General features: G+C 55.7%; 12 protein-coding genes and 5 pseudogenes. All 17 read left to right on the top strand.

The window, feature by feature from the left end; translation table 11 throughout:
* Window positions 1-9: 9 nt before the first annotated feature.
* The 17 genes and pseudogenes from LMH93_RS14505 to LMH93_RS14425 all read left to right on the top strand — a co-directional run bounded on the left by LMH93_RS14505 (window position 10) and on the right by LMH93_RS14425 (window position 20,777).
* Window positions 10-594 carry a DcrB-related protein gene (locus LMH93_RS14505; RefSeq protein WP_004576629.1) on the top strand — a complete coding sequence of 195 codons (585 nt, stop codon included), beginning with the start codon at window positions 10-12 and terminating at the stop codon, window positions 592-594.
* Window positions 595-628: 34 nt separating this feature from the next.
* Window positions 629-1,096 carry a DcrB-related protein gene (locus LMH93_RS14500; RefSeq protein WP_003248404.1) on the top strand — a complete coding sequence of 156 codons (468 nt, stop codon included), beginning with the start codon at window positions 629-631 and terminating at the stop codon, window positions 1,094-1,096.
* A 6-nt stretch (window positions 1,097-1,102) separates the two neighbouring features.
* Window positions 1,103-5,296 carry an RHS repeat-associated core domain-containing protein gene (locus LMH93_RS14495; RefSeq protein WP_230064302.1) on the top strand — a complete coding sequence of 1,398 codons (4,194 nt, stop codon included), beginning with the start codon at window positions 1,103-1,105 and terminating at the stop codon, window positions 5,294-5,296.
* A 12-nt stretch (window positions 5,297-5,308) separates the two neighbouring features.
* The gene (locus LMH93_RS14490) at window positions 5,309-5,656 is read left to right on the top strand and encodes a hypothetical protein (RefSeq protein ID WP_004577243.1); all 348 of its coding nucleotides are present in this window, start codon (window positions 5,309-5,311) and stop codon (window positions 5,654-5,656) included.
* Window positions 5,657-5,898: 242 nt separating this feature from the next.
* A pseudogene (locus LMH93_RS14485) lies at window positions 5,899-9,098 on the top strand (RHS repeat-associated core domain-containing protein); the annotation flags it as partial.
* The gene (locus LMH93_RS14480; RefSeq protein ID WP_060537274.1) at window positions 9,095-9,469 is read left to right on the top strand and encodes a hypothetical protein; all 375 of its coding nucleotides are present in this window, start codon (window positions 9,095-9,097) and stop codon (window positions 9,467-9,469) included. The pseudogene LMH93_RS14485 and the gene LMH93_RS14480, both read left to right, overlap by 4 nt.
* A 62-nt stretch (window positions 9,470-9,531) precedes the next feature.
* Window positions 9,532-11,385: pseudogene (locus tag LMH93_RS14475) on the top strand (RHS repeat-associated core domain-containing protein); the annotation flags it as partial.
* A 380-nt stretch (window positions 11,386-11,765) separates the two neighbouring features.
* The gene (locus LMH93_RS14470) at window positions 11,766-12,227 is read left to right on the top strand and encodes an Imm26 family immunity protein (RefSeq protein WP_070096983.1); all 462 of its coding nucleotides are present in this window, start codon (window positions 11,766-11,768) and stop codon (window positions 12,225-12,227) included.
* A gap of 304 nt (window positions 12,228-12,531) precedes the next feature.
* Window positions 12,532-14,084 (top strand): annotated as a pseudogene (locus LMH93_RS14465) (RHS repeat-associated core domain-containing protein); the annotation flags it as partial.
* Between the two features lie 166 nt (window positions 14,085-14,250).
* Entirely contained in the window at window positions 14,251-14,715 is a 465-nt protein-coding gene (locus LMH93_RS14460) for an imm11 family protein (protein WP_230064301.1), read from the top strand.
* A gap of 601 nt (window positions 14,716-15,316) precedes the next feature.
* Window positions 15,317-15,805, top strand: a complete 489-nt coding sequence (locus tag LMH93_RS14455; protein WP_230064300.1) for an imm11 family protein — start codon at window positions 15,317-15,319, stop codon at window positions 15,803-15,805.
* 147 nt (window positions 15,806-15,952) lie between these two features.
* A pseudogene (locus LMH93_RS14450) lies at window positions 15,953-16,728 on the top strand (hypothetical protein); the annotation flags it as partial.
* A 53-nt stretch (window positions 16,729-16,781) separates the two neighbouring features.
* Window positions 16,782-17,096, top strand: coding sequence for a DUF7716 domain-containing protein (locus LMH93_RS14445; RefSeq protein ID WP_031322798.1), 315 nt, complete (start codon window positions 16,782-16,784; stop codon window positions 17,094-17,096).
* 103 nt (window positions 17,097-17,199) lie between these two features.
* A complete protein-coding gene (locus tag LMH93_RS14440) occupies window positions 17,200-18,183 on the top strand; it encodes an IS5 family transposase (protein ID WP_230064299.1) in 984 nt (327 codons plus the stop codon).
* Window positions 18,184-18,295: 112 nt separating this feature from the next.
* Window positions 18,296-18,700: an AHH domain-containing protein gene (locus tag LMH93_RS14435; RefSeq protein WP_326839532.1), complete on the top strand. Its 405-nt coding sequence runs from the start codon at window positions 18,296-18,298 to the stop codon at window positions 18,698-18,700.
* Between the two features lie 139 nt (window positions 18,701-18,839).
* Window positions 18,840-19,430 (top strand): annotated as a pseudogene (locus tag LMH93_RS14430) (type IV secretion protein Rhs); the annotation flags it as partial.
* A 171-nt stretch (window positions 19,431-19,601) separates the two neighbouring features.
* Window positions 19,602-20,777 carry a M20 aminoacylase family protein gene (locus LMH93_RS14425; protein WP_230064297.1) on the top strand — a complete coding sequence of 392 codons (1,176 nt, stop codon included), beginning with the start codon at window positions 19,602-19,604 and terminating at the stop codon, window positions 20,775-20,777.
* Window positions 20,778-20,785 lie beyond the last annotated feature (8 nt).

The following is a 20,785-nucleotide window of genomic DNA, read 5'->3' as shown; positions in this document are numbered from 1 at the left end:
GCAAGGTTCATGTACAAGCCCTCGATCTACGACCGCATCTCTGCCAGGCGCGAAGCGCAAGAGGAGTCTGCGCGGCTGGCCAGTCTGGCGGAAGCTGCTCATGTGCCCGAGCCTGTGCCCGAGCCGGAACCGCTGCCAGCCGTGTTGCAGGATGTCGCCAGCGCTTTCACCTTCGCAGGGTTCTCCTTGCAGTTTCCGCTCGGCTTTCGTTTTCGCGACATCCAGACCACCCTCGAGCATGAAGGCGAGCCGGTCAGCCTCAGCATCCGCCGCCGTGATGTACCCGCCAGGCAGCCGCTGGAGCAACTGTTCCAGCGCGCAGTCGAGGCTTTGCGCGAATTGAACCCGCAACTGCGCGTGATTCGCCAACGTGATTGCCTCCTGGCTGGGAACCCGGCCAAGGTCGTGGACTTTCACTTCAATGCCGGCCACGAGCCTCGGCACGGTCGCCTGGTCGGCGCACTGGTGCCCATCGCCGGCAGCGATTCGCTGCAATGGCTGGATATCTCCAGCGTGATCGACCCCAGCAAGCCCGGCCTGAGCCAGTGGCTGGCCGAGTTCGACCGCATGCTCGATGGCTTCGCGCAGGGCTGACCCCGATTTTTTCGCTATCAGGAATTTTCATCGCATGGATTACGAATTACAGGAAGGCGGCATTGCGCTGCCGGCAGGTTTCGAGGACCGCACGGTCAACATGTTCGTCTTGGGTGCCAGTGTTCCAGCACCCTTGAGCATCACCATCTCGCGTGACACCTTGCTGCCGGACGAAGCGCTGCAGGCCTATGTCGATCGCCAGGTCAAGCTGCTCACCTCCAAGCTGCGCGGCTACACCCGCATGGGCAACAAGGCCGTCACGCTCTCGGTTACCGCACCCATTGCCGGTATCCAGATCGACGCCTATTACATGAACCAGGGCCGCCCGCTGTACCAGCGCCAGGCGGCCTTCATCATCAGCCCCGGGCGTGCCCTGATCTTCTCCACCACTGCACAGGCCGACTTCAGTGCCCAGCAGAATCAGGACTGGGACAACCTGTTGGCCAGCTTCACCCCGCGTGCCCCGTCCGAAACCAGCGCCGAGTCCGGCGAACAGGAGTAACCCCTCATGTTCGAAGCGGCCAGGTTCGGCGACGAGATATCGCACACCAGCGCGCTGGGAGGCTTCCTGATCGGGGCCGCCCTGGGGATTGCGCTGGTGGCCACGGTGGCCATCGCCACGTTCACCTGCGGGTTCGGCGTGGCCTTGCTGGCCGGCCTCGCAGCCGGCATCGGGGGCAGCTTGCTGACCGCCGCCGGAGAGGCGATAGGCAGTATGTTCTCGTCCCCCTCAGGGACGATAACCACTGCCTCACCCAACGTGTTCATCAACAGCCGCAAGGCCGCCCGCGTCGAAAAAAGCATCGGTGCCTGCGACAAGCACCCAGGGCCGGTGCAGATTGCCGAAGGCTCGACCAACGTCTTCATCAACAGCGTCGCCGCCGCGCGCAAGGGCGACAAGCTGACCTGCGGCGCCACCATTTCCGGTGGTTCGGACAACGTCATCATCGGCGGCGGCACCTACCGTTACCTGCCCGTGGACGATGAAGTCCCGGAGTGGCTGCGCACCACCGTGGATGTGCTGATGGCCATCGCCGGTGCCGCAGGCGGTATCGCCCAGCTGATCAAGGCGGGTACCCAGGCCGGCATGAAAGCCGTCATGCCTTGCGCGCTGAAGTTCACGGCCGGCTTCGTCGCCGGTGAGGTGGCCAGCCGTTACGTGGTCGAACCCGTGGCCCGCAAGGCTATCGGCGGCCTGGTCGGCAACCCCGTCGACCTCACGACGGGCCGCAAGCTGATCCCCGATGAAATCGACTTCAGCCTGCCGGGCCTGATGCCGATCGAGTGGTCGCGCTTCTACGCCAGCGACCTGACGGTCGACAGCGTACTCGGCCGCGGCTGGGTGCTGCCCTGGGAGCAGAGCCTGCGCCGCCAGGGGGCATTCATCTACCTCACCGACAACCAGGGCCGCGAAGTCCCGTTCGTGACCCTGCAACCGGGGCAGCGCATCTACAACCCGCACGAGCAGGTGTACCTGGTGTGCACCGAGGGCGGCCACTACATCCTGCAGACCCTCGATAACCTGTTCTTCTACTTCGGCGAAGTGCCAGACACCAACACCGAAGTGCCGCTGCAGCGTATCGAGAACGTCCTCGGCCACTTCCTGCACTTCACCCGCACGCCCGACGGCACACTGACCGACATCAGCGCCACCGGCGGCACCCGCGTGCACCTGCACTACGACAACCCGCTGGGTCGCCTGACCGACATCAAGCGCGTGGTGAACAACGAAGCGGTGGAAACGCTTACCCAGTACCGCTACGACGAACACGGCCAGCTGAGCGCGGTGATCAACCGCAACGGCGACACCGTGCGCAGCTTCAGCTACGCCGACGGCCTGATGGTGACCCACAGCAACGCGCTGGGGCTGGGCTGCCACTACCGTTGGCAAACCCTGGGCGACAAGCCACGTGTGGTCGAGCACTGGACCAGCGACGGCGAGCACTACCACTTCCGCTACGACCTCGATAGCCGCACCAGCTGGGCCACCGACGTACTTGGCCGCGAGCTGGAAGTGCAGTACAACGCCGACCACCGCGTGGTCGCCAGCCGCGATTATGGCGGGGAGCGTTACGCCATCGAGCTGGACGAACACGGCAATATGGTTGGCCTGACCTTGCCGGACGGTAACCGCCTGCAATTCAAGTACGACGAATTCTCCCGCTTGCTCGAAGAGACCGACCCGCTGGGCCGCAAGACCACCTACGAATATCACCACCTGACCACGCTGGTGACCCAGGTCAGCTACCCGGATGGGAGCACCTGGCGAGCGCGTTACGACGACAAGGGCAACCTGCTCGCCGAATTCGATGCCCTCGGCCAGATGACCGAGTACCTGAACAGCGATGACGGCCTGCCGCACACCATCATCGATGCGACCTACAAGTCCAAGTACCTGTGGTGGAACACCCTGGCTCAGGTCGAGCGCTACCAGGACTGCTCGGGCAAGAGCACGTACTACCGCTATGACGAACGCCAGCACCTGGTCGCGGTAACAGACGCGCTGAACCAGACCACCACGCTGGCGCGCAAGCCCGACGGCGAAGTGCTGCGTATCAGCCACCCGGACGGCACCACGGAAAGCTTCACCTACAACGTCTACGGTCAGGTGCTCAGCCACACCGACGGCAAGGGCCAGACCACCCGCCTGATGCGCACGGCCCGCGGCCTACCGAGCAGCCGCCAGGATGCCAAGGGCCAGCGGGTTCGCTACGAGTACGACAAGGCCATTCGCCTGACCGCGCTGGTCAACGAGAACAACGCCACGTACAGCTTTGCCTACGACACTTCGGACCGGCTGAGCGAAGAAGTGCGGGTGGATAACCTGACCCGGCGTTTCAGCTACGACGTCGGTGGCCATCTCACACGACTGGATGAGATTGGCTATGGCGAGAATGCCGAACGGCCGGAGCGCCATACGCTGTTCGAGCGTGATGCCATTGGCCGTTTGATTGCCAAGCTCAATAGCGATGCGCGGCAAGACTTCGTCTACGACGACGGCGACCGGCTGCTGAGCATCGAGCGGCAACCGACCGGGATCGGCAAGCAGCTTGGGATCACGGAAGAAAAGCTGGAATACACCTACGATCTGCTCGGCCGTCTGACCAAAGAAATCACCCCTGACGGCACGCTTGGCTACGAGTACGACCCGCTCAGCAACCTGACCACGCTGACCCTGCCGGATGGGCGTAAGGTCAATCACCTGTATTACGGCAGTGGCCACCTGCACCAGCTGAACCTGGATGGTCAGGTGATCAGCGACATGGAGCGCGATGACCTGCACCGCGAGGTGTACCGGACCCAGGGCAAGCTCACCAGTTGCTTCGGTTATGACGCCATGGGGCGCAAGGCCTGGCAGTTTGCCTCGACCTTGCCGGCCGACAAGCTTTCGCAGGTGCACAACACCGGCATCAATACCTCGTTGCTGGTCGAGCACGCCTACAACCCGATCCACCGCCGTTACCAGTACGACCCGGCCGGTGAACTGGTGCGTACCCTCGACAAGTTACGCGGCGAGATCAAGTACGAATACGAAGCCAACGGCCAGTTGCGCAGTCGCGATACCGGCTCGTTGATCGGCAGCGAGGAGTTCCGCTACGACCCGGCAGCCAACCGCCTGGACTTCAATGCGCGGCAGTTCGACAAGGTCAAGGACAACCGCATCAAACAGTGGCGGGATCAGGAGTACCGCTACGACCCGTGGGGCAACCTGATCGAGAAGCGCTCGGGGCACAGCAAGCTGCAGCATTTTAGCTATGACTGCGAGAACCGGCTGGTGCGGGCGGAGACGTTGGTCAATGGCAAACTGGAAAGCCGAGGCGAGTATCGTTACGACAGCTTGGGGAGGCGAATAGCCAAGCAGGCTGAAATCAATGGCAAGGTCGAGCAGAAGCGCTTCCTCTGGCAGGGGCTGAGGATGCTGCGGGAGGAATCGCCTGCGAAGAGCATCTTGTACCTGTACGAGCCGGGTAGCTATGCGCCGTTGGCGCGGGTTGATCAGGTTGAAGGGGAAGGGCAGAAGGTCTATTACTTCCATACTGACCAGATTGGCACGCCGTTGGAGCTGACGGACAGTGACGGCAAGATCGTTTGGCAGGCGACGTATCGTTCTTGGGGGGAGATAGAGCAGCTAACGGTCAATGGGGTAGAGCAAAATCTAAGATTCCAGGGACAATACTTCGACCGCGAGACTGCGCTGCATTACAACACTTTTCGTTATTATGATCCGGCATTGGGGAGATTTGTAACACAAGATCCTGTTGGTTTGTTTGGTGGTGATAATCTTTATCAGTATGCGAAAAACACTCAGTCCTGGATAGACTCATTAGGGCTAGCGTGTGATAAGTGGGATGTTAGTACCCATCAGGCAAACAAAAATGCAGTTAAAGGGAAGAATCTAGGCCTGGACTCACATCATGTTGGGCAGAAAAATTTGATGAAAGACCTTGTCGAGGGCTACGATCCTGCTACAGGGCCTGCTATGCTGGTACCCCGAGTAGGACATACAGTTTCTAAAGAAGGTGTGGGAATTGTGTCTAGAAGTAGTATAAATCCCAGGACAGGACTCCCTTTTACTAGTGCTCGTGATGTGGTTGCGCGCGACATTAGAGAACTTAGGCGTGTTTATCCAGAAGTGCCAAATGAAAAGCTACAGCAGCTAATCGCTCTGAATAAATCTATGTATCCAGAAATGCGGAAGTAAAGGGAGAAATTTATGGGTGATAATAAATTTGTTGATGCTATTTATTCCGAATTGTTTGAGAAAAATTTCCCTCAATATAAAAATTCTCTTACTAAACCCGTCAACGGAGATAAGGACTCATATGCTCGTGCGCGTAATGCTCTAGCATCGCTAGATGATACTCAAAGGTATGATATCATTAACTTTTTTAAGGTTGTTATCGCAGACAGCGCTTCTGTAGTGCTTGGGACGTTGGATGGTGTCCATTTTCCGGATGACCTCGAGGGCGATTTTGTTGTAAAATTAGATGGTGAAGATATTCAGGGTGACTTGCAGGATATATTTATCGAAAAATCTCAGCAAGATGGTATTTACGATTGATTTTTCGAGGCATTTTTAGTCTGGCTTCGGTTTTTGTTTTTATGTGGCATTGTTGAAAAAAAGATATTGAAAAAGCTATTGAAAATAGTTGGGGTGCCAGCTTCAACTATTTTTCCGTTAGCCGATACTGTCGAGCGGCTGGAATGAAGCTGCCTTAGCTAATATAATTATTTGTGTCATTGTCAAAAGTCACGTTCGCTAAGCGTGTAAGGTGATTGTGCGGGCCTGTATCCAAGGTGGCTCATTACCTCCTGCAAACCCTCGACAATCTAGAGAAGTGCCAGACACCAACACCGAAGTGCCGCTGCAGCGTATCGAGAACGTCCTTGCCCACTTCCTGCACTTCACCCGCACGCCCGACGGCACACTGACCGACATCAGCGCCACCGGCGGCACCCGCGTGCACCTGCACTACGACAACCCGCTGGGTCGCCTGACCGACATCAAGCGCGTGGTGAACAACGAAGCGGTGGAAACGCTTACCCAGTACCGCTACGACGAACACGGCCAGCTGAGCGCGGTGATCAACCGCAACGGCGACACCGTGCGCAGCTTCAGCTACGCAGACGGCCTGATGGTGACCCACAGCAACGCGCTGGGGCTGGGCTGCCACTACCGTTGGCAAACCCTGGGCGACAAGCCACGTGTGGTCGAACACTGGACCAGCGACGGCGAGCACTACCACTTCCGCTACGACCTCGATAGCCGCACCAGCTGGGCCACCGACGTGCTCGGCCGCGAGCTGGAAGTGCAGTACAACGCCGACCACCGCGTGGTCGCCAGCCGCGATTATGGCGGGGAGCGTTACGCCATCGAGCTGGACGAACACGGCAATATGGTTGGCCTGACCTTGCCGGACGGTAACCGCCTGCAATTCAAGTACGACGAATTCTCCCGCTTGCTCGAAGAGACCGACCCGCTGGGCCGCAAGACCACCTACGAATATCATCACCTGACCACGCTGGTGAACCAGGTCAGCTACCCGGATGGCAGCACCTGGCGAGCGCGCTACGACGACAAGGGCAACCTGCTCGCCGAATTCGATGCCCTCGGCCAGATGACCGAGTACCTGAACAGCGATGACGGCCTGCCGCACACCATCATCGATGCGACCTACAAGTCCAAGTACCTGTGGTGGAACACCCTGGCCCAGGTCGAGCGCTACCAGGACTGCTCGGGCAAGAGTACGTACTACCGCTATGACGAACGCCAGCACCTGGTGGCGGTGACCGATGCGCTAAACCAGACCACCACGCTGGAGCGCAAGCCCGACGGCGAAGTGCTGCGTATCAGCCACCCGGACGGCACCACGGAAAGCTTCACCTACAACGTCTACGGTCAGGTGCTCAGCCACACCGACGGCAAGGGCCAGACCACCCGCCTGATGCGCACGGCCCGCGGCCTACCGAGCAGCCGCCAGGATGCCAAGGGCCAGCGGGTTCGCTACGAGTACGACAAGGCCATTCGCCTGACCGCGCTGGTCAACGAGAACAACGCCACGTACAGCTTTGCCTACGACACTTCGGACCGGCTGAGCGAAGAAGTGCGGGTGGATAACCTGACCCGGCGTTTCAGCTACAACGTCGGTGGTCATCTCACACGACTGGATGAGATTGGCTATGGCGAAAATGCCGAGCGGCCCGAGCGCCATACGCTGTTCGAGCGTGATGCCATTGGCCGTTTGGTCGCCAAGATCAACCGTGATGCGAGCCAGACATTCGCATACGACGACGGTGACCGGTTGCTGAGCATCGAGCGGCAACCGAGCGGGATCGGCAAGCAGCTTGGGATCACGGAAGAAAAGCTTGAGTACGCCTACGATCTGCTCGGTCGGCTGACCAAAGAAATCACCCCTGACGGCACGCTCGGCTACGAGTACAACCCACTCAGCAACCTGACCACGCTGACCCTCCCGGATGGGCGCAAGGTCAATCACCTGTACTACGGCAGCGGCCACCTGCACCAGCTGAACCTGGACGGGTTGGTGATCAGCGACATGGAGCGTGACGACCTGCACCGCGAGGTGTACCGGACCCAGGGCAAGCTCACCAGCTGCTTCGGTTATGACGCCATGGGGCGCAAGGCCTGGCAGTTTGCCTCGACCTTGCCGGCCGACAAGCTTTCGCAGGTGCACAACACCGGCATCAATACCTCGTTGCTGGTCGAGCACGCCTACAACCCGATCCACCGCCGTTACCAGTACGACCCGGCCGGTGAACTGGTGCGTACCCTCGACAAGTTACGCGGCGAGATCAAGTACGAATACGAAGCCAACGGCCAGTTGCGCAGTCGCGATACCGGCTCGTTGATCGGCAGCGAGGAGTTCCGCTACGACCCGGCAGCCAACCGCCTGGACTTCAATGCGCGGCAGTTCGACAAGGTCAAGGACAACCGGATCAAACAGTGGCGGGATCAGGAGTACCGCTACGACCCGTGGGGCAACCTGATCGAGAAGCGCTCGGGGCACAGCAAGCTGCAGCACTTCAGCTATGACTGCGAGAACCGGCTGGTGCGGGCGGAGACGTTGGTCAATGGCAAGCTGGAAAGCCAAGGCGAGTATCGTTACGACAGCTTGGGGAGGCGAATAGCCAAGCAGGCTGAAATCAATGGCAAGGTCGAGCAGAAGCGCTTCCTCTGGCAGGGGCTGAGGATGCTGCGGGAGGAATCGCCTGCGAAGAGCATCTTGTACCTGTACGAGCCGGGTAGCTATGCGCCGTTGGCGCGGGTTGATCAGGTTGAAGGAGAAGGGCAGAAGGTCTATTACTTCCATACCGATCAGATTGGGACGCCGCTTGAGCTGACGGATAGCGAGGGTGAGATTGTTTGGCAGGCAACGTATCGCTCGTGGGGGGCGGTAGAGCAACTGCCCGTTAGTAAGGTTGAGCAGAATCTGCGCTTCCAAGGCCAATACTTTGATCAAGAAACAGGGCTGCATTACAATACGTTTCGCTACTACGATTGTGAGCTTGGGCGCTTTGTTACACAAGATCCGATAGGTTTGGATGGAGGATTCAATCTCTATCGTTATGTTTCCAGCCCCTTCACAGGAGTTGATCCTTGGGGTTGGTGCGAGAAGAAAGGTATGGGGGTGAGCAAATCTGGACATCATGTGCCATCGGTGCGAAAGTCGAAAGGTAGACCTTTCGCCGTTTCTAGATCTGATAAAACGCGGCCAACACTATTCCCTAAAGGTGAAAACCCAGAGCATGAACATTGGCTTCTACATGAGGCAGAAAGAGGACCGGTCGGGCCTCGGCAAGGCGATTTCCCAGGTACAGATGATCAACTTTTTGCGGCATATCGTGAGGCTTATAAAGATTTGGATCATATCAAAGTTGATGTCGTTTCGCCGAATGGAGCCCATGTTCTTGGTGAAAATGTGACGCCGCGCGCAGCGGTCGATTTAATAGAAAATTGGCTTAAAGAGGGTGGGCTAAGATGAAAATAGAATCTTTGGATGATTTGAAGTGTATAATTCAGCGGGATGGTTTTTTTGAGGCTGTTGTGTCTAGTGTGAATGATTGGGATGAAGCATTAGACAGGCGTGATGACGATGTCTTCGACTCCGCATGGATCGCTGCATTTGAGGAATTAAAAAAAATCGAGTACTCATCTGAAAGCGATGAAGAGGGTGTAAGTGATATGCGAGAGTATGTGTTTAAGAAAGTATACGGGTTGGTTAATAGCTCGGATGTTGCAGGATATATTTCGGATGATATAGGGCTGGTGGCTGAGTCGATATCTAAGGTGTGTGATGTTGAGTGGGTGAAAAAGTTATTTGATATTTATTGCGCTGGAGAATTCCCTAATTAACTGATTCTTGAGGCTTTGCGCGTTTTTTCGTTAAAAATCGGAGCGTGGAGGAACGGGTTGGCCAGCACCTGGTCGCGGTGACCGATGCGCTGAACCAGACCACCACGCTGGAACGCAAGCCCGACGGCGAAGTGCAGCGCATCAGCCACCCGGACGGCACCACCGAAACCTTCACCTACAACGTCTACGGCCAGGTACTCAGCCACACCGACGGCAAGGGCCAGACCACCCGCCTGATGCGCACCGCCCGCGGCCTGCCGAGCAGCCGCCAGGATGCCAAGGGCCAGCGGGTTCGCTATGAGTACGACAAGGCCATTCGCCTGACCGCGCTGGTCAACGAGAACAACGCCACGTACAGCTTTGCCTACGACGCTTCGGACCGGCTGAGCGAAGAAGTGCGGGTGGATAACCTGACCCGGCGTTTCAGCTACGACGTCGGTGGCCATCTCACACGACTGGATGAGATTGGCTATGGCGAAAATGCCGAGCGGCCCGAGCGCCATACGCTGTTCGAGCGTGATGCCATTGGCCGTTTGGTCGCCAAGATCAACCGTGATGCGAGCCAGACATTCGCATACGACGACGGTGACCGGTTGCTGAGCATCGAGCGGCAACCGAGCGGGATCGGCAAGCAGCTTGGGATCACGGAAGAAAAGCTTGAGTACGCCTACGATCTGCTCGGTCGGCTGACCAAAGAAATCACCCCTGACGGCACGCTCGGCTACGAGTACAACCCACTCAGCAACCTGACCACGCTGATCCTCCCGGATGGGCGCAAGGTCAATCACCTGTACTACGGCAGCGGCCACCTGCACCAGCTGAACCTGGACGGGTTGGTGATCAGCGACATGGAGCGTGACGACCTGCACCGCGAGGTGTACCGCACGCAGGGCAAGCTCACCAGCTGCTTCGGTTATGACGCCATGGGGCGCAAGGCCTGGCAGTTTGCCTCGACCTTGCCGGCCGACAAGCTCTCGCAAGTGCATAACACCGGCATCAATACCTCGTTGCTGGTCGAGCACGCCTACAACCCGATCCACCGCCGTTACCAGTACGACCCAGCCGGTGAACTGGTGCGTACCCTCGACAAGCTACGCGGCGAGATCAAGTACGAATACGAAGCCAACGGCCAGTTGCGCAGTCGTGATACCGGCTCGTTGATCGGCAGCGAGGAATTCCGCTACGACCCGGCAGCCAACCGCCTGGACTTCAATGCGCGGCAGTTCGACAAGGTCAAGGACAACCGGATCAAACAGTGGCGGGATCAGGAGTACCGCTACGACCCGTGGGGCAACCTGATCGAGAAGCGCTCGGGGCACAGCAAGCTGCAGCACTTCAGCTATGACTGCGAGAACCGGCTGGTGCGGGCGGAGACGTTGGTCAATGGCAAGCTGGAAAGCCAAGGCGAGTATCGTTACGACAGCTTGGGGAGGCGAATAGCCAAGCAGGCTGAAATCAATGGCGAGGTCGAGCAGAAGCGCTTCCTCTGGCAGGGGCTGAGGATGCTGCGGGAGGAAACGCCTGGGCAGAACATCCTGTACCTGTACGAGCCGGGTAGCTATGCGCCGTTGGCGCGGGTTGATCAGGTTGAAGGGGAAGGACAGAAGGTCTATTACTTCCATACTGACCAGATTGGTACGCCGCTGGAACTGACGGACAGTGACGGGCAGATCGTTTGGCAGGCGACGTATCGCTCATGGGCCGAAATCGATGAACTTGTGGTGGATATCACTGAGCAAAATTTGCGGCTGCAAGGGCAATATTTCGATAAAGAGATTAATCTCCATTACAATACTTTTCGTTATTATGATCCGGGAGTAGGGAGATTTATCTCGCAAGATCCAATTGGGTTGGATGGTAGTGATAATCTTTATAGGTACACACCTAATCCGGTCACTTGGATCGACCCTCTTGGCTGGGTCCACGAACAAGCGCCGGGGTATAATGTTTATGGCTTGTTTGATAAGGGGAGTGATAAACCCTATTATGTGGGAATCACTGATGATCTATCACGACGTAGAGCAGAGCATGCTGGCAGTAACAAACTAAGCCCTGGGGCGAGGATGGAGCCTCTTGACAAAAATATTACCTATGGGGAAGCACGAGGTTTTGAACAGGCCTATATTGAACACTATGAGACAAAAACTGGCATAGTAGGCGAAGAGATCTCACATAAAAATCGCGGAAACAAGATCAACTCATATGATCATGCAAATACTACGAGAGCTCCAGCTCGCCAAGCTAATTTCGAAAGTAATTTCGCCAAGAAAACTGCTGCATTGAAAGGAGGTTGCGGATGACGTCACTTGAGGTTTATGAGTGGGACAAAAAGATCAAAACAAGTTATAAAAAAATAAAAAGCGGGGATATATTTTGCTTTGCTTTAGACTCCAAAAAATATGGGGTTGGTCGCATTATAACCCAAAATAGCCTTGGCCATGTAGTGGAGATTTTTGACAAGGTTCTTAATGTCCCAGCGGTTGATTCACTTTCTTTCAAGCGCTTAGGTGACCCTGTCATATTAGATTCTTATTCGCTTTTTGATCGTAAAGCTGAGGGTGACTGGAGAATTGTTGCTCACGATTTAGATTATAGGCCGTCAAAACAAGAGTCGGTGAGGTATGTGTACGGTGTAGCCGATAATGTCAAGCTTGTTGATATTTTTGATAATGAGAGCTCTTTGGCAGGAAGTAAGTGTGATTATCCATCCTATTCCCCTATGGGCGACAAAGACGTGAAAGAGCATTTCAATATTTAGACCGAAATCCAAGTTTAATCTTTAACAGCAAGTGTGTTCTTCTGGTCCTGCTGCCTTTAAGTGGGGCCAGCAAAACATTTAATGAAGTCTATTGAGAGCGCCCGTTCTACGCTCTGTGCCAAAAGAGATTATTCAGGATTTTCCTAATGGTATTTCGAATGAATTATACTAAGCAACCGGAGTCATCCCGGTTGTTCGCTTGAATTGAACAGCGATAAGATCTCCAACCGCCTCGGCGTTAACGTCGCTGCTGGTAGACTACGCTTACAATTCGATCCATCGCCGTCACCAGTACGCCCCGACGGATGATCGAAAGTCCAACTACTTGTAATACGGCAGCGGACACCTGCACCAGCGAACCTGGACGGCCAGGTGATCAGCGACATGGAGCGCAATGACCTGCATCGTGAGGTGTACCGGACCCAGGGCAAGCTCACCAGTTGCTTCGGTTATGACGCCATGGGGCGCAAGGCCTGGCAGTTTGCCTCGACCTTGCCGGCCGACAAGCTCTCGCAGGTGCACAACACCGGCATCAATACCTCGTTGCTGGTCGAGCACGCCTACAACCCGATCCACCGCCGTTACCAGTACGACCCGGCCGGTGAACTGGTGCGTACCCTCGACAAGCTACGCGGTGAGATCAAGTACGAATACGAAGCCAACGGCCAGTTGCGCAGTCGTGATACTGGCTCCTTGATCGGCAGCGAGGAATTCCGCTACGACCCGGCAGCCAACCGCCTGGACTTCAATGCGCGGCAGTTCGACAAGGTCAAGGACAACCGCATCAAACAGTGGCGGGATCAGGAGTATCGCTACGACCCGTGGGGCAACCTGATCGAGAAGCGCTCGGGGCACAGCAAGCTGCAGTACTTCAGCTATGACTGCGAGAACCGGCTGGTGCGGGCGGAGACGTTGGTCAATGGCAAGCTGGAAAGCCAAGGCGAGTATCGTTACGACAGCTTGGGGAGGCGAATAGCCAAGCAGGCTGAAATCAATGGCGAGGTCGAGCAGAAGCGCTTCCTCTGGCAGGGGCTGAGGATGCTGCGGGAGGAATCGCCTGCGAAGAGCATCTTGTACCTGTACGAGCCGGGTAGCTATGCGCCGTTGGCGCGGGTTGATCAGGTTGAAGGAGAAGGGCAGAAGGTCTATTACTTCCATACCGATCAGATTGGTACGCCGCTGGAGCTGACGGACAGTGACGGGCAGATCATTTGGCAGGCGACGTACCGTTGTTGGGGGGCTGTAGAGCAACTGCCTGTTAATAAGGTTGAGCAGAATCTACGCTTCCAAGGCCAATACTTTGATGTCGAAACCGGACTGCATTACAACACTTTCAGATTCTATGATCCTAAGGTTGGCCGATTTTTGACTCAGGACCCCATAGGCTTGGCAGGGGGCTTGAATATATATTCGTACGCTGAAAACCCTATCCAAGAAATCGATCCGCTGGGGTGGTGCTCTACGAAACTGGGTAATAACATGGGGGCCAGAAAGGGGGATGGAATGGCTAATCATCATTTAATCCTCGAAGAAATAATGAAAAAGCCTCGTTACGAAAAAATGTTTAACAGGCTTCGGTCAATGGGCTTTAATGATGATGGTGCATCCAATGGTATATTTTTGCCGGGTAGTAAGAAGCTAACGCAAAACATTGATCTGCCAGGGCATTGGTCAAGTCATGCTAAATATACTAAGGTCATTGAGTCTAAGATTTCTGCTTTGAATGACGCCTTTAGGGCTGGTAAGGTTTCTGATACGCAACTGGTGTTAGGTATAGGTAAAATCCAGAGTTTCGCGAGAGAAAGTCTGGAGAATAATACGTTTGTTGTGGATGCGATCACTGGGAGGCTTTTGTGAGTGGTTCCAATTATTACGTTTTACGCTATGACCCGCAGGGCAGTGGCTGCCCAATCGTGTTGTCAGGTTTTTTTAATTGTAGTGAGTTTGAATGGGATCCGTTTGAGCCAAGTCCGCTGGGGCTAAATATAACAAAAAATATGTTTTAAAGCTGTCCGGGCTTGAAATGGAGTTGTCGGATCTGGAGTTTGATTACTACAGTATCGGTGATACTTATGTTTCGAAAAAATTTTTAGAGGTTTGCGATGAGGTTGGGGGGAAGTATAAGGCTATTCCTTTGGAGATAACCTATAAGGAGCAGTCTAGGAAAGGGGAGTTTTTCATTTTTCTTCCTGGTGAAAGTTTAGCGGCTCTGGATAAGATTGAGTCGGTATTCGAAACATCCAAGGACCTGGAGACCGGTCTCGAAATTGAAAGTCATATTTATACGGGGGCGGTGAATATTGATGCTATAAGTAGGTTTGTGGTTTCCCCAGAGCTGCAGTCGGATATTTTTAGATGTCAAGAAACCTTAGAGCTGTTTTGTAGTGAGAGGTTCAAGTCGGCGGCAACTGGCTTGAAGGGTGTTTCGTTTGAAAAAGTTGATGATAATTATTCGTATGATGCATGGGCTGAATTGAACGATATTTGAAGGCTCTAAGAGCTTTGCGAGGGGCTAGATGTCTTTGATTGTTGCGTGTCACGCCAGACCTTTGAAAATATGCAGCGCGTTGGTGCTGCCTAACAGGCGGCAGTGCCAGCGTTGCTTTTTTAGCACAGCGAGTGTAAGCGAAGTCTTCGCTCGTCAATCTTTAGACGGCGTTTTCTCAGGGGGCTATAATACGATGCTTGGGATATATGGCTTTCAAAAAAATCATGTTATTCCCGCGGCAGCTATCTAAGAATGCTGCAAGCAAGTGGGCGAGGTAACTGTTCATAATTTATACAATATTGATTTCCTGCCGAAATGTGAGGAGAGTCACCGGGTGTGAACGGTATATCGAAGCTCTTCCGCGTAATAATACTTCGACCATAGAGAAAAACTGGATGTTATTCACGATTACGTAAAAAGGTTGAACCAAAGCGGACTATCAAAAGGCTAACTCACGGAGTCATGGTTGATGAGAGAAAGGGATTGCGCGCAGATGAGTCGGCGCTGAATAAAAACTCTGCTAGAGAACCAGCTTGTGGTTAGGAATCATATACTTTCTATTTCAGATGATTACCCTGAGAGTTACTGGCTGAAGGTAAAGATGTTGTCAGGTGAAGAATCTGGGGTTTTTAAAGAGGGTGTGGCTGTAAGCAAGGATATAAAAGTCTGCTTCGAGGGATCAAAAAGGGTCAGTGCCTCCAAGCTCTTGAGCTATGATTTTTTTTACAGTGACGGGCCCAATTTGATTTCGCCACGGCTCTACGAATTAATGAGGGCAGAAAACATTTCTGGTGTTCAGTTTGTGGATGCGGATCTACTGATAGGTGGGGTTTCCTATGCTGGTTACAAAGTGTTCAGCGTGATTGATAAATCACCAGCTTTTAACTTGAAGGAGTCCGTTAGCGAACCGTTGCTTAGCTATATGCCAGATGGCCCTAGATGGTTCAGCAAGATAGTTTTGGATGATGAGGCAATACTTTCTAGTGACGTCGTTAGGGCTGAAGAGGAAAGCTCCGTCATTGTGGTGGCTGCTCGCGTCAAGTCTATTTTTGAAAATGGCTCGGTTCGCGGAGTGCAGTTTAAGGATTAGATATCTTGTCTTCGGGTCTTTCGAGATTTACTTTCTGCATAAGTTTTGTTGTGAGAGTTTGGTGGTGTGATCTTTAACAGTTAAGTATTGGACTGGCTCTGCCAAAGTGTTAGCGGAGCCAGTATTTTTACGGCATATATCGGCTAGCGCATCTACAACCCGTACAAGCAGGTGTACTTGGTGTGCACCGAGGGCGACCACTTCCTGCACTTCACTCGCACACCCGACGGAACATTGATCGACATCAGCGCCACCGGCGGCCCCCGCGTGCACCTGCAGTACGACAACCCGCTGGGTCGCCTAACCGACATCAAGCGCGTGGTGAACAACGAAGCGGTGGAAACGCTTATCACCACCTGACCACGCTGGTGACCCAGGCCAGCTACCCGGATGGCAGCACCTGGCGAGCGCGCTACGACGACAAGGGCAACCTGCTCGCCGAATTCGATGCCCTCGGCCAGATGACCGAGTACCTGAACAGCGATGACGGCCTGCCGCACACCATCATCGATGCGACCTACAAGTCCAAGTACCTGTGGTGGAACACCCTGGCCTAGGTCGAGCGCTACCAGGACTGCTCGGGCAAGAGCACGTACTACCGCTATGACGAGCGCCAGCACCTGGTCGCGGTAACAGACGCGCTGAACCAGACCACCACGCTGGAGCGCAAGCCCGACGGCGAAGTGCTGCGCATCAGCCACCCGGAGGGCACCACGGAAAGCTTTACCTACAACGTCTACGGTCAGGTGCTCAGCCACACCGACGGCAAGGGCCAGACCACCCGCCTGATGCGCACCGCCCGTGGCCTGCCGAGCAGCCGCCAAGATGCCATGGGCCAGCGGGTTCGCTACGAGTACGACAAGGCCATTCGCCTGACCGCGCTGGTCAACGAGAACAACGCCACGTACAGCTTTGCCTACGACTAATCAAAAGGGTGGATTTAAGGCATTACAAAACACATCGTGCTGAGGTGGTTATGAGAGTTTATAGCATACGGGAAGTTCTAGAAAATCTGGATAAAATGCCGGACTCTTGGTTCTATTTACCAAATAGCAATTGGACCCTGGATACAAAGGGTGCGTTCTCATTAGATAGTCGTGACTTTCCTCCAGATTCGACTGATTATCTCCCGCCGCAGGTGGCTAATGAAGGATGGATCGAAACACTAGATACTCCAATGATACAGGATGTAATTAATTATACGGACCAGCAGCTTCCCTCGGCCACTGTTGAGGATTACTTTGAGGCTTTTAAATACTATTTTGAAAATGACGCTTTTTTAGAATTCTAGATTGCAAGGTTTACTAAGGATTCTCCGATCAAGTCAGCACAGGCCATCTGACCTGTGCTGAAATAGCCCTCCGTCCAACTGCCCTCTACAAGCCCACCATCCCATGAGCCAGATGAGCTTTTCCGATTTCGAGTACGCCGGTAAGCGCAAGCAAACCCGTCGCGAGCGTTTCCTGGCCGAGATGGAACAGGTGGTGCCGTGGAGCGGGTTGGTGGCGTTGATCGAGCCGCATTACCCTAATGCTGGCGGTGGCCGCGAGCCGTATCCACTGGAAACCATGCTGCGCATTCACCTGTTGCAGAACTGGTTCTCGTTGAGTGATCCAGCCATGGAAGAGGCGCTGTACGAGATTACTTCGATGTGCCAGTTTGCTCGTCTGACGCTCAGCGCTCCGATCCCCGAAGACACGACGATCATGAACTTCCGGCAACTGCTGGAGAAGCATCAGTTGGCAGCGGGCATTTTGGAAACCATAAACAATTATCTGCGAGACAAGGGCCTGTCGTTGCGCCAGGGCACCATTGTCGACGCCACTATCATCCACGCACCCAGTTCGACCAAGAATAAGGAAGGCAAACGCGATCCTGAAATGCACCAGACGAAGAAAGGCAACCAGTACTTCTTCGGCATGAAAGCGCATATCGGAGCCGACGCAGAATCGGGCCTGGTACATCATGTCCATGGCACAGCCGCCAACGTGGCTGACGTGACGGAAGTTGCCCATCTGTTGCACGGTGGCGAGAACGTTGTCTGTGCTGACGCCGGTTACACCGGCGTAGAGAAACGGCCTGAGCACGACGGTCGGCAAGTGATCTGGCAGATCGCTGCGCGACGCAGCACCTACAAGCATTTGAGCAAACGCAGTGCGCTGTACAAGGCCAGGCGCAAGATCGAGAAGGCCAAAGCCCAGGTACGTGCGAAGGTCGAACATCCGTTTCGGGTGATCAAGCGTCAGTTCGGTTATGTGAAGACCCGCTTCCGTGGCCTGGCCAAGAATACGGCGCAATTGACCACACTGTTCGCGCTGTCGAATCTGTGGATGGTGCGCCGGCAATTATTGCCTGCTGCGGGAGAGGTGCGCCCGTGAGGGCAGAAAACCAAGGCTATGCCTTGGTTTTCCAATAACTAGCGGCTGAAAATCGGGGTTTTCGGCATCTCCAAGCCGTCCATTTGCGGCTGGTGGGTAACTTGTTCGGAGAATCCCTATAGGGTGGATCGATGAACTAGGTCTGTCGTGCAACTCAGATGCCAAGCTTCTTCGAAAAGAACTAGGGATAAGTCCACAGGGGGAAGGTAAGTATGATGCGCATCATATTGTGATGTCCAACTCGAAAGATGCGAGGATGATTGCACTCCGGAAAAAGATGGATGAATTGGACATAAATGATAAGCGCAATGGGATTTGGCTGCCCAATACCGAGTCTGCAAGGGTTCTAGGTACAACTGCCACCCCTCACAAAGGTGCGGGTGTGCACGGCAAAGCCTATAAGCAATATGTCTTTGATAAGCTTTCCGTAGCCAATGGTCGAGAGGAATCTCTCAGCGCACTTTCCGAGGTTAAGCAGTCGCTGTTTGATGGTATTTCATTTAAAACGATAAGGTAGAACTATGCTGGTAGAAGATTTGAAGCGCTATAAAGATGAGGTTGTCAAGAAGGCTGAGGATTCTTCCTTTGCTTTGGATTTTGATCCTGATTGTGCCGAAGCCTCGAATATTAAGTGGTCGAAAGGGGTCGGAATGACCCAGTACGAGTATCACCACCTGACCACACTGGTGACCCAGGTCAGCTACCCGGATGGCAGCACCTGGCGAGCGCGCTACGACGACAAGGGCAACCTGCTCGCCGAATTCGATGCCCTCGGCCAGATGACCGAGTACCTGAACAGCGATGACGGCCTGCCGCACACCATCATCGATGCGACCTACAAGTCCAAGTACCTGTGGTGGAACACCCTGGCCCAAGTCGAGCGCTACCAGGACTGCTCAGGCAAGAGTACGTACTACCGCTATGACGAACGCCAGCACCTGGTCGCGGTAACAGACGCGCTGAACCAGACCACCACGCTGGAGCGCAAGCCCGACGGCGAAGTGCTGCGTATCAGCCACCCGGACGGCACCACGGAAAGCTTCACCTACAACGTCTACGGTCAGGTGCTCAGCCACACCGACGGCAAGGGCCAGACCACCCGCCTGATGCGCACGGCCCGCGGCCTGCCGAGCAGCCGCCAGGATGCCAAGGGCCAGCGGGTTCGCTACGAGTACGACAAGGTCATTCGCCTGACCGCGCTGGTCAACGAAAACAACACCACGTACAGCTTTACCTACGACTCCAACTCCACGCCCATTCCGCTTTTCCCCCCGACTGGTTCCGCTGGGCGGAACCACATTCGTTTGTGATCCCGCGTCACTCGCGCTTATCTGTGAGCCAAGCACGACCTGTCTCACCTGTCGTGACCTGAAGGCGAACAACAAGAACGGGAAACCACCCGCGCGAGGAGACTCCACATGTCCCGACATCAGCATATCCAGGCCTGGCTCGCCGACGTGGCCAGCGACCTGCACGCGATCCGTCACGATATCCACGCTCACCCGGAACTGGGCTTTGAAGAAAGCCGCACCTCGGCATTGGTCGCCCGACTGCTGGAGGCATGGGGCTATGAAGTGCACACCGGTATCGGCAAGACCGGCGTGGTCGGCGTGCTGCGCAATGGCAGCAGCCCCCGCCGGCTGGGCCTGCGCGCCGACATGGACGTGCTGCCCATCCACGAAGCAACGGGTGCGGCATACAGCAGCCAGCACCCAGGCTGCATGCACGCCTGTGGTCATGACGGGCACACTACCATGCTGCTTGGCGCCGCGCGCTACCTGGCGGCAACCCGGCAGTTCGACGGCACGCTGACACTGATCTTCCAGCCGGCCGAGGAGGGCCAGGGCGGTGCCGAGGCGATGCTGGCCGACGGCCTGTTGGAGCGATTCCCATGTGATGCGCTATTCGGCATGCACAACATGCCAGGGCTGCCGGCCGGGCACCTGGGGTTTCGTGAAGGGCCGATGATGGCTTCGCAAGACCTGCTGACGGTGACCCTGGACGGGGTGGGTGGCCATGGCTCGATGCCGCACCTGACCGTCGACCCGCTGGTGGCGGCCGCCAGTGTGGTGATGGCGCTGCAAACCGTGGTGGCGCGCAATATCGATGCGCAGGAGGCGGCAGTGGTCACCGTCGGCGCGTTGCAGGCCGGCGAAGCGGCCAACGTGATTCCGCAACAGGCGCTGTTGCGCCTTAGCCTGCGCGCACTGAACGCCGAGGTGCGGGCGCAGGCCCTTGAGCGGGTGCGGGCAATCATCGTCAGTCAGGCCGAGAGCTTTGGCTGCCGCGCCAGCATCGAGCACCGCCCGGCCTACCCGGTGCTGGTCAACCATGCCGCTGAAAACGCCTTTGCCACCCAAGTAGGGGTCGAGTTGCTGGGCGCCCAGGCTGTGGATGGCAACACCCGCAAGCTGATGGGCAGCGAAGACTTCGCCTGGATGCTGCAGCGCTGCCCGGGGGCCTACCTGTTCATCGGCAATGGTGTATCGCGGCCGATGGTGCACAACCCGGCCTACGACTTCAACGACGACATCCTGCTGACCGGCGCCGCCTATTGGGGCGCGCTGGCAGAGCGCTGGTTGGCACCTGCCTGATTGTCCCT

The organism is Pseudomonas sp. CIP-10, from assembly GCF_020911845.1.
In the GTDB taxonomy this organism is placed as follows: domain Bacteria; phylum Pseudomonadota; class Gammaproteobacteria; order Pseudomonadales; family Pseudomonadaceae; genus Aquipseudomonas; species Aquipseudomonas alloputida.
The sequence above is the reverse complement of the archived record's forward strand: the minus strand, read 5'-3'. Positions and strand labels throughout refer to the sequence as shown.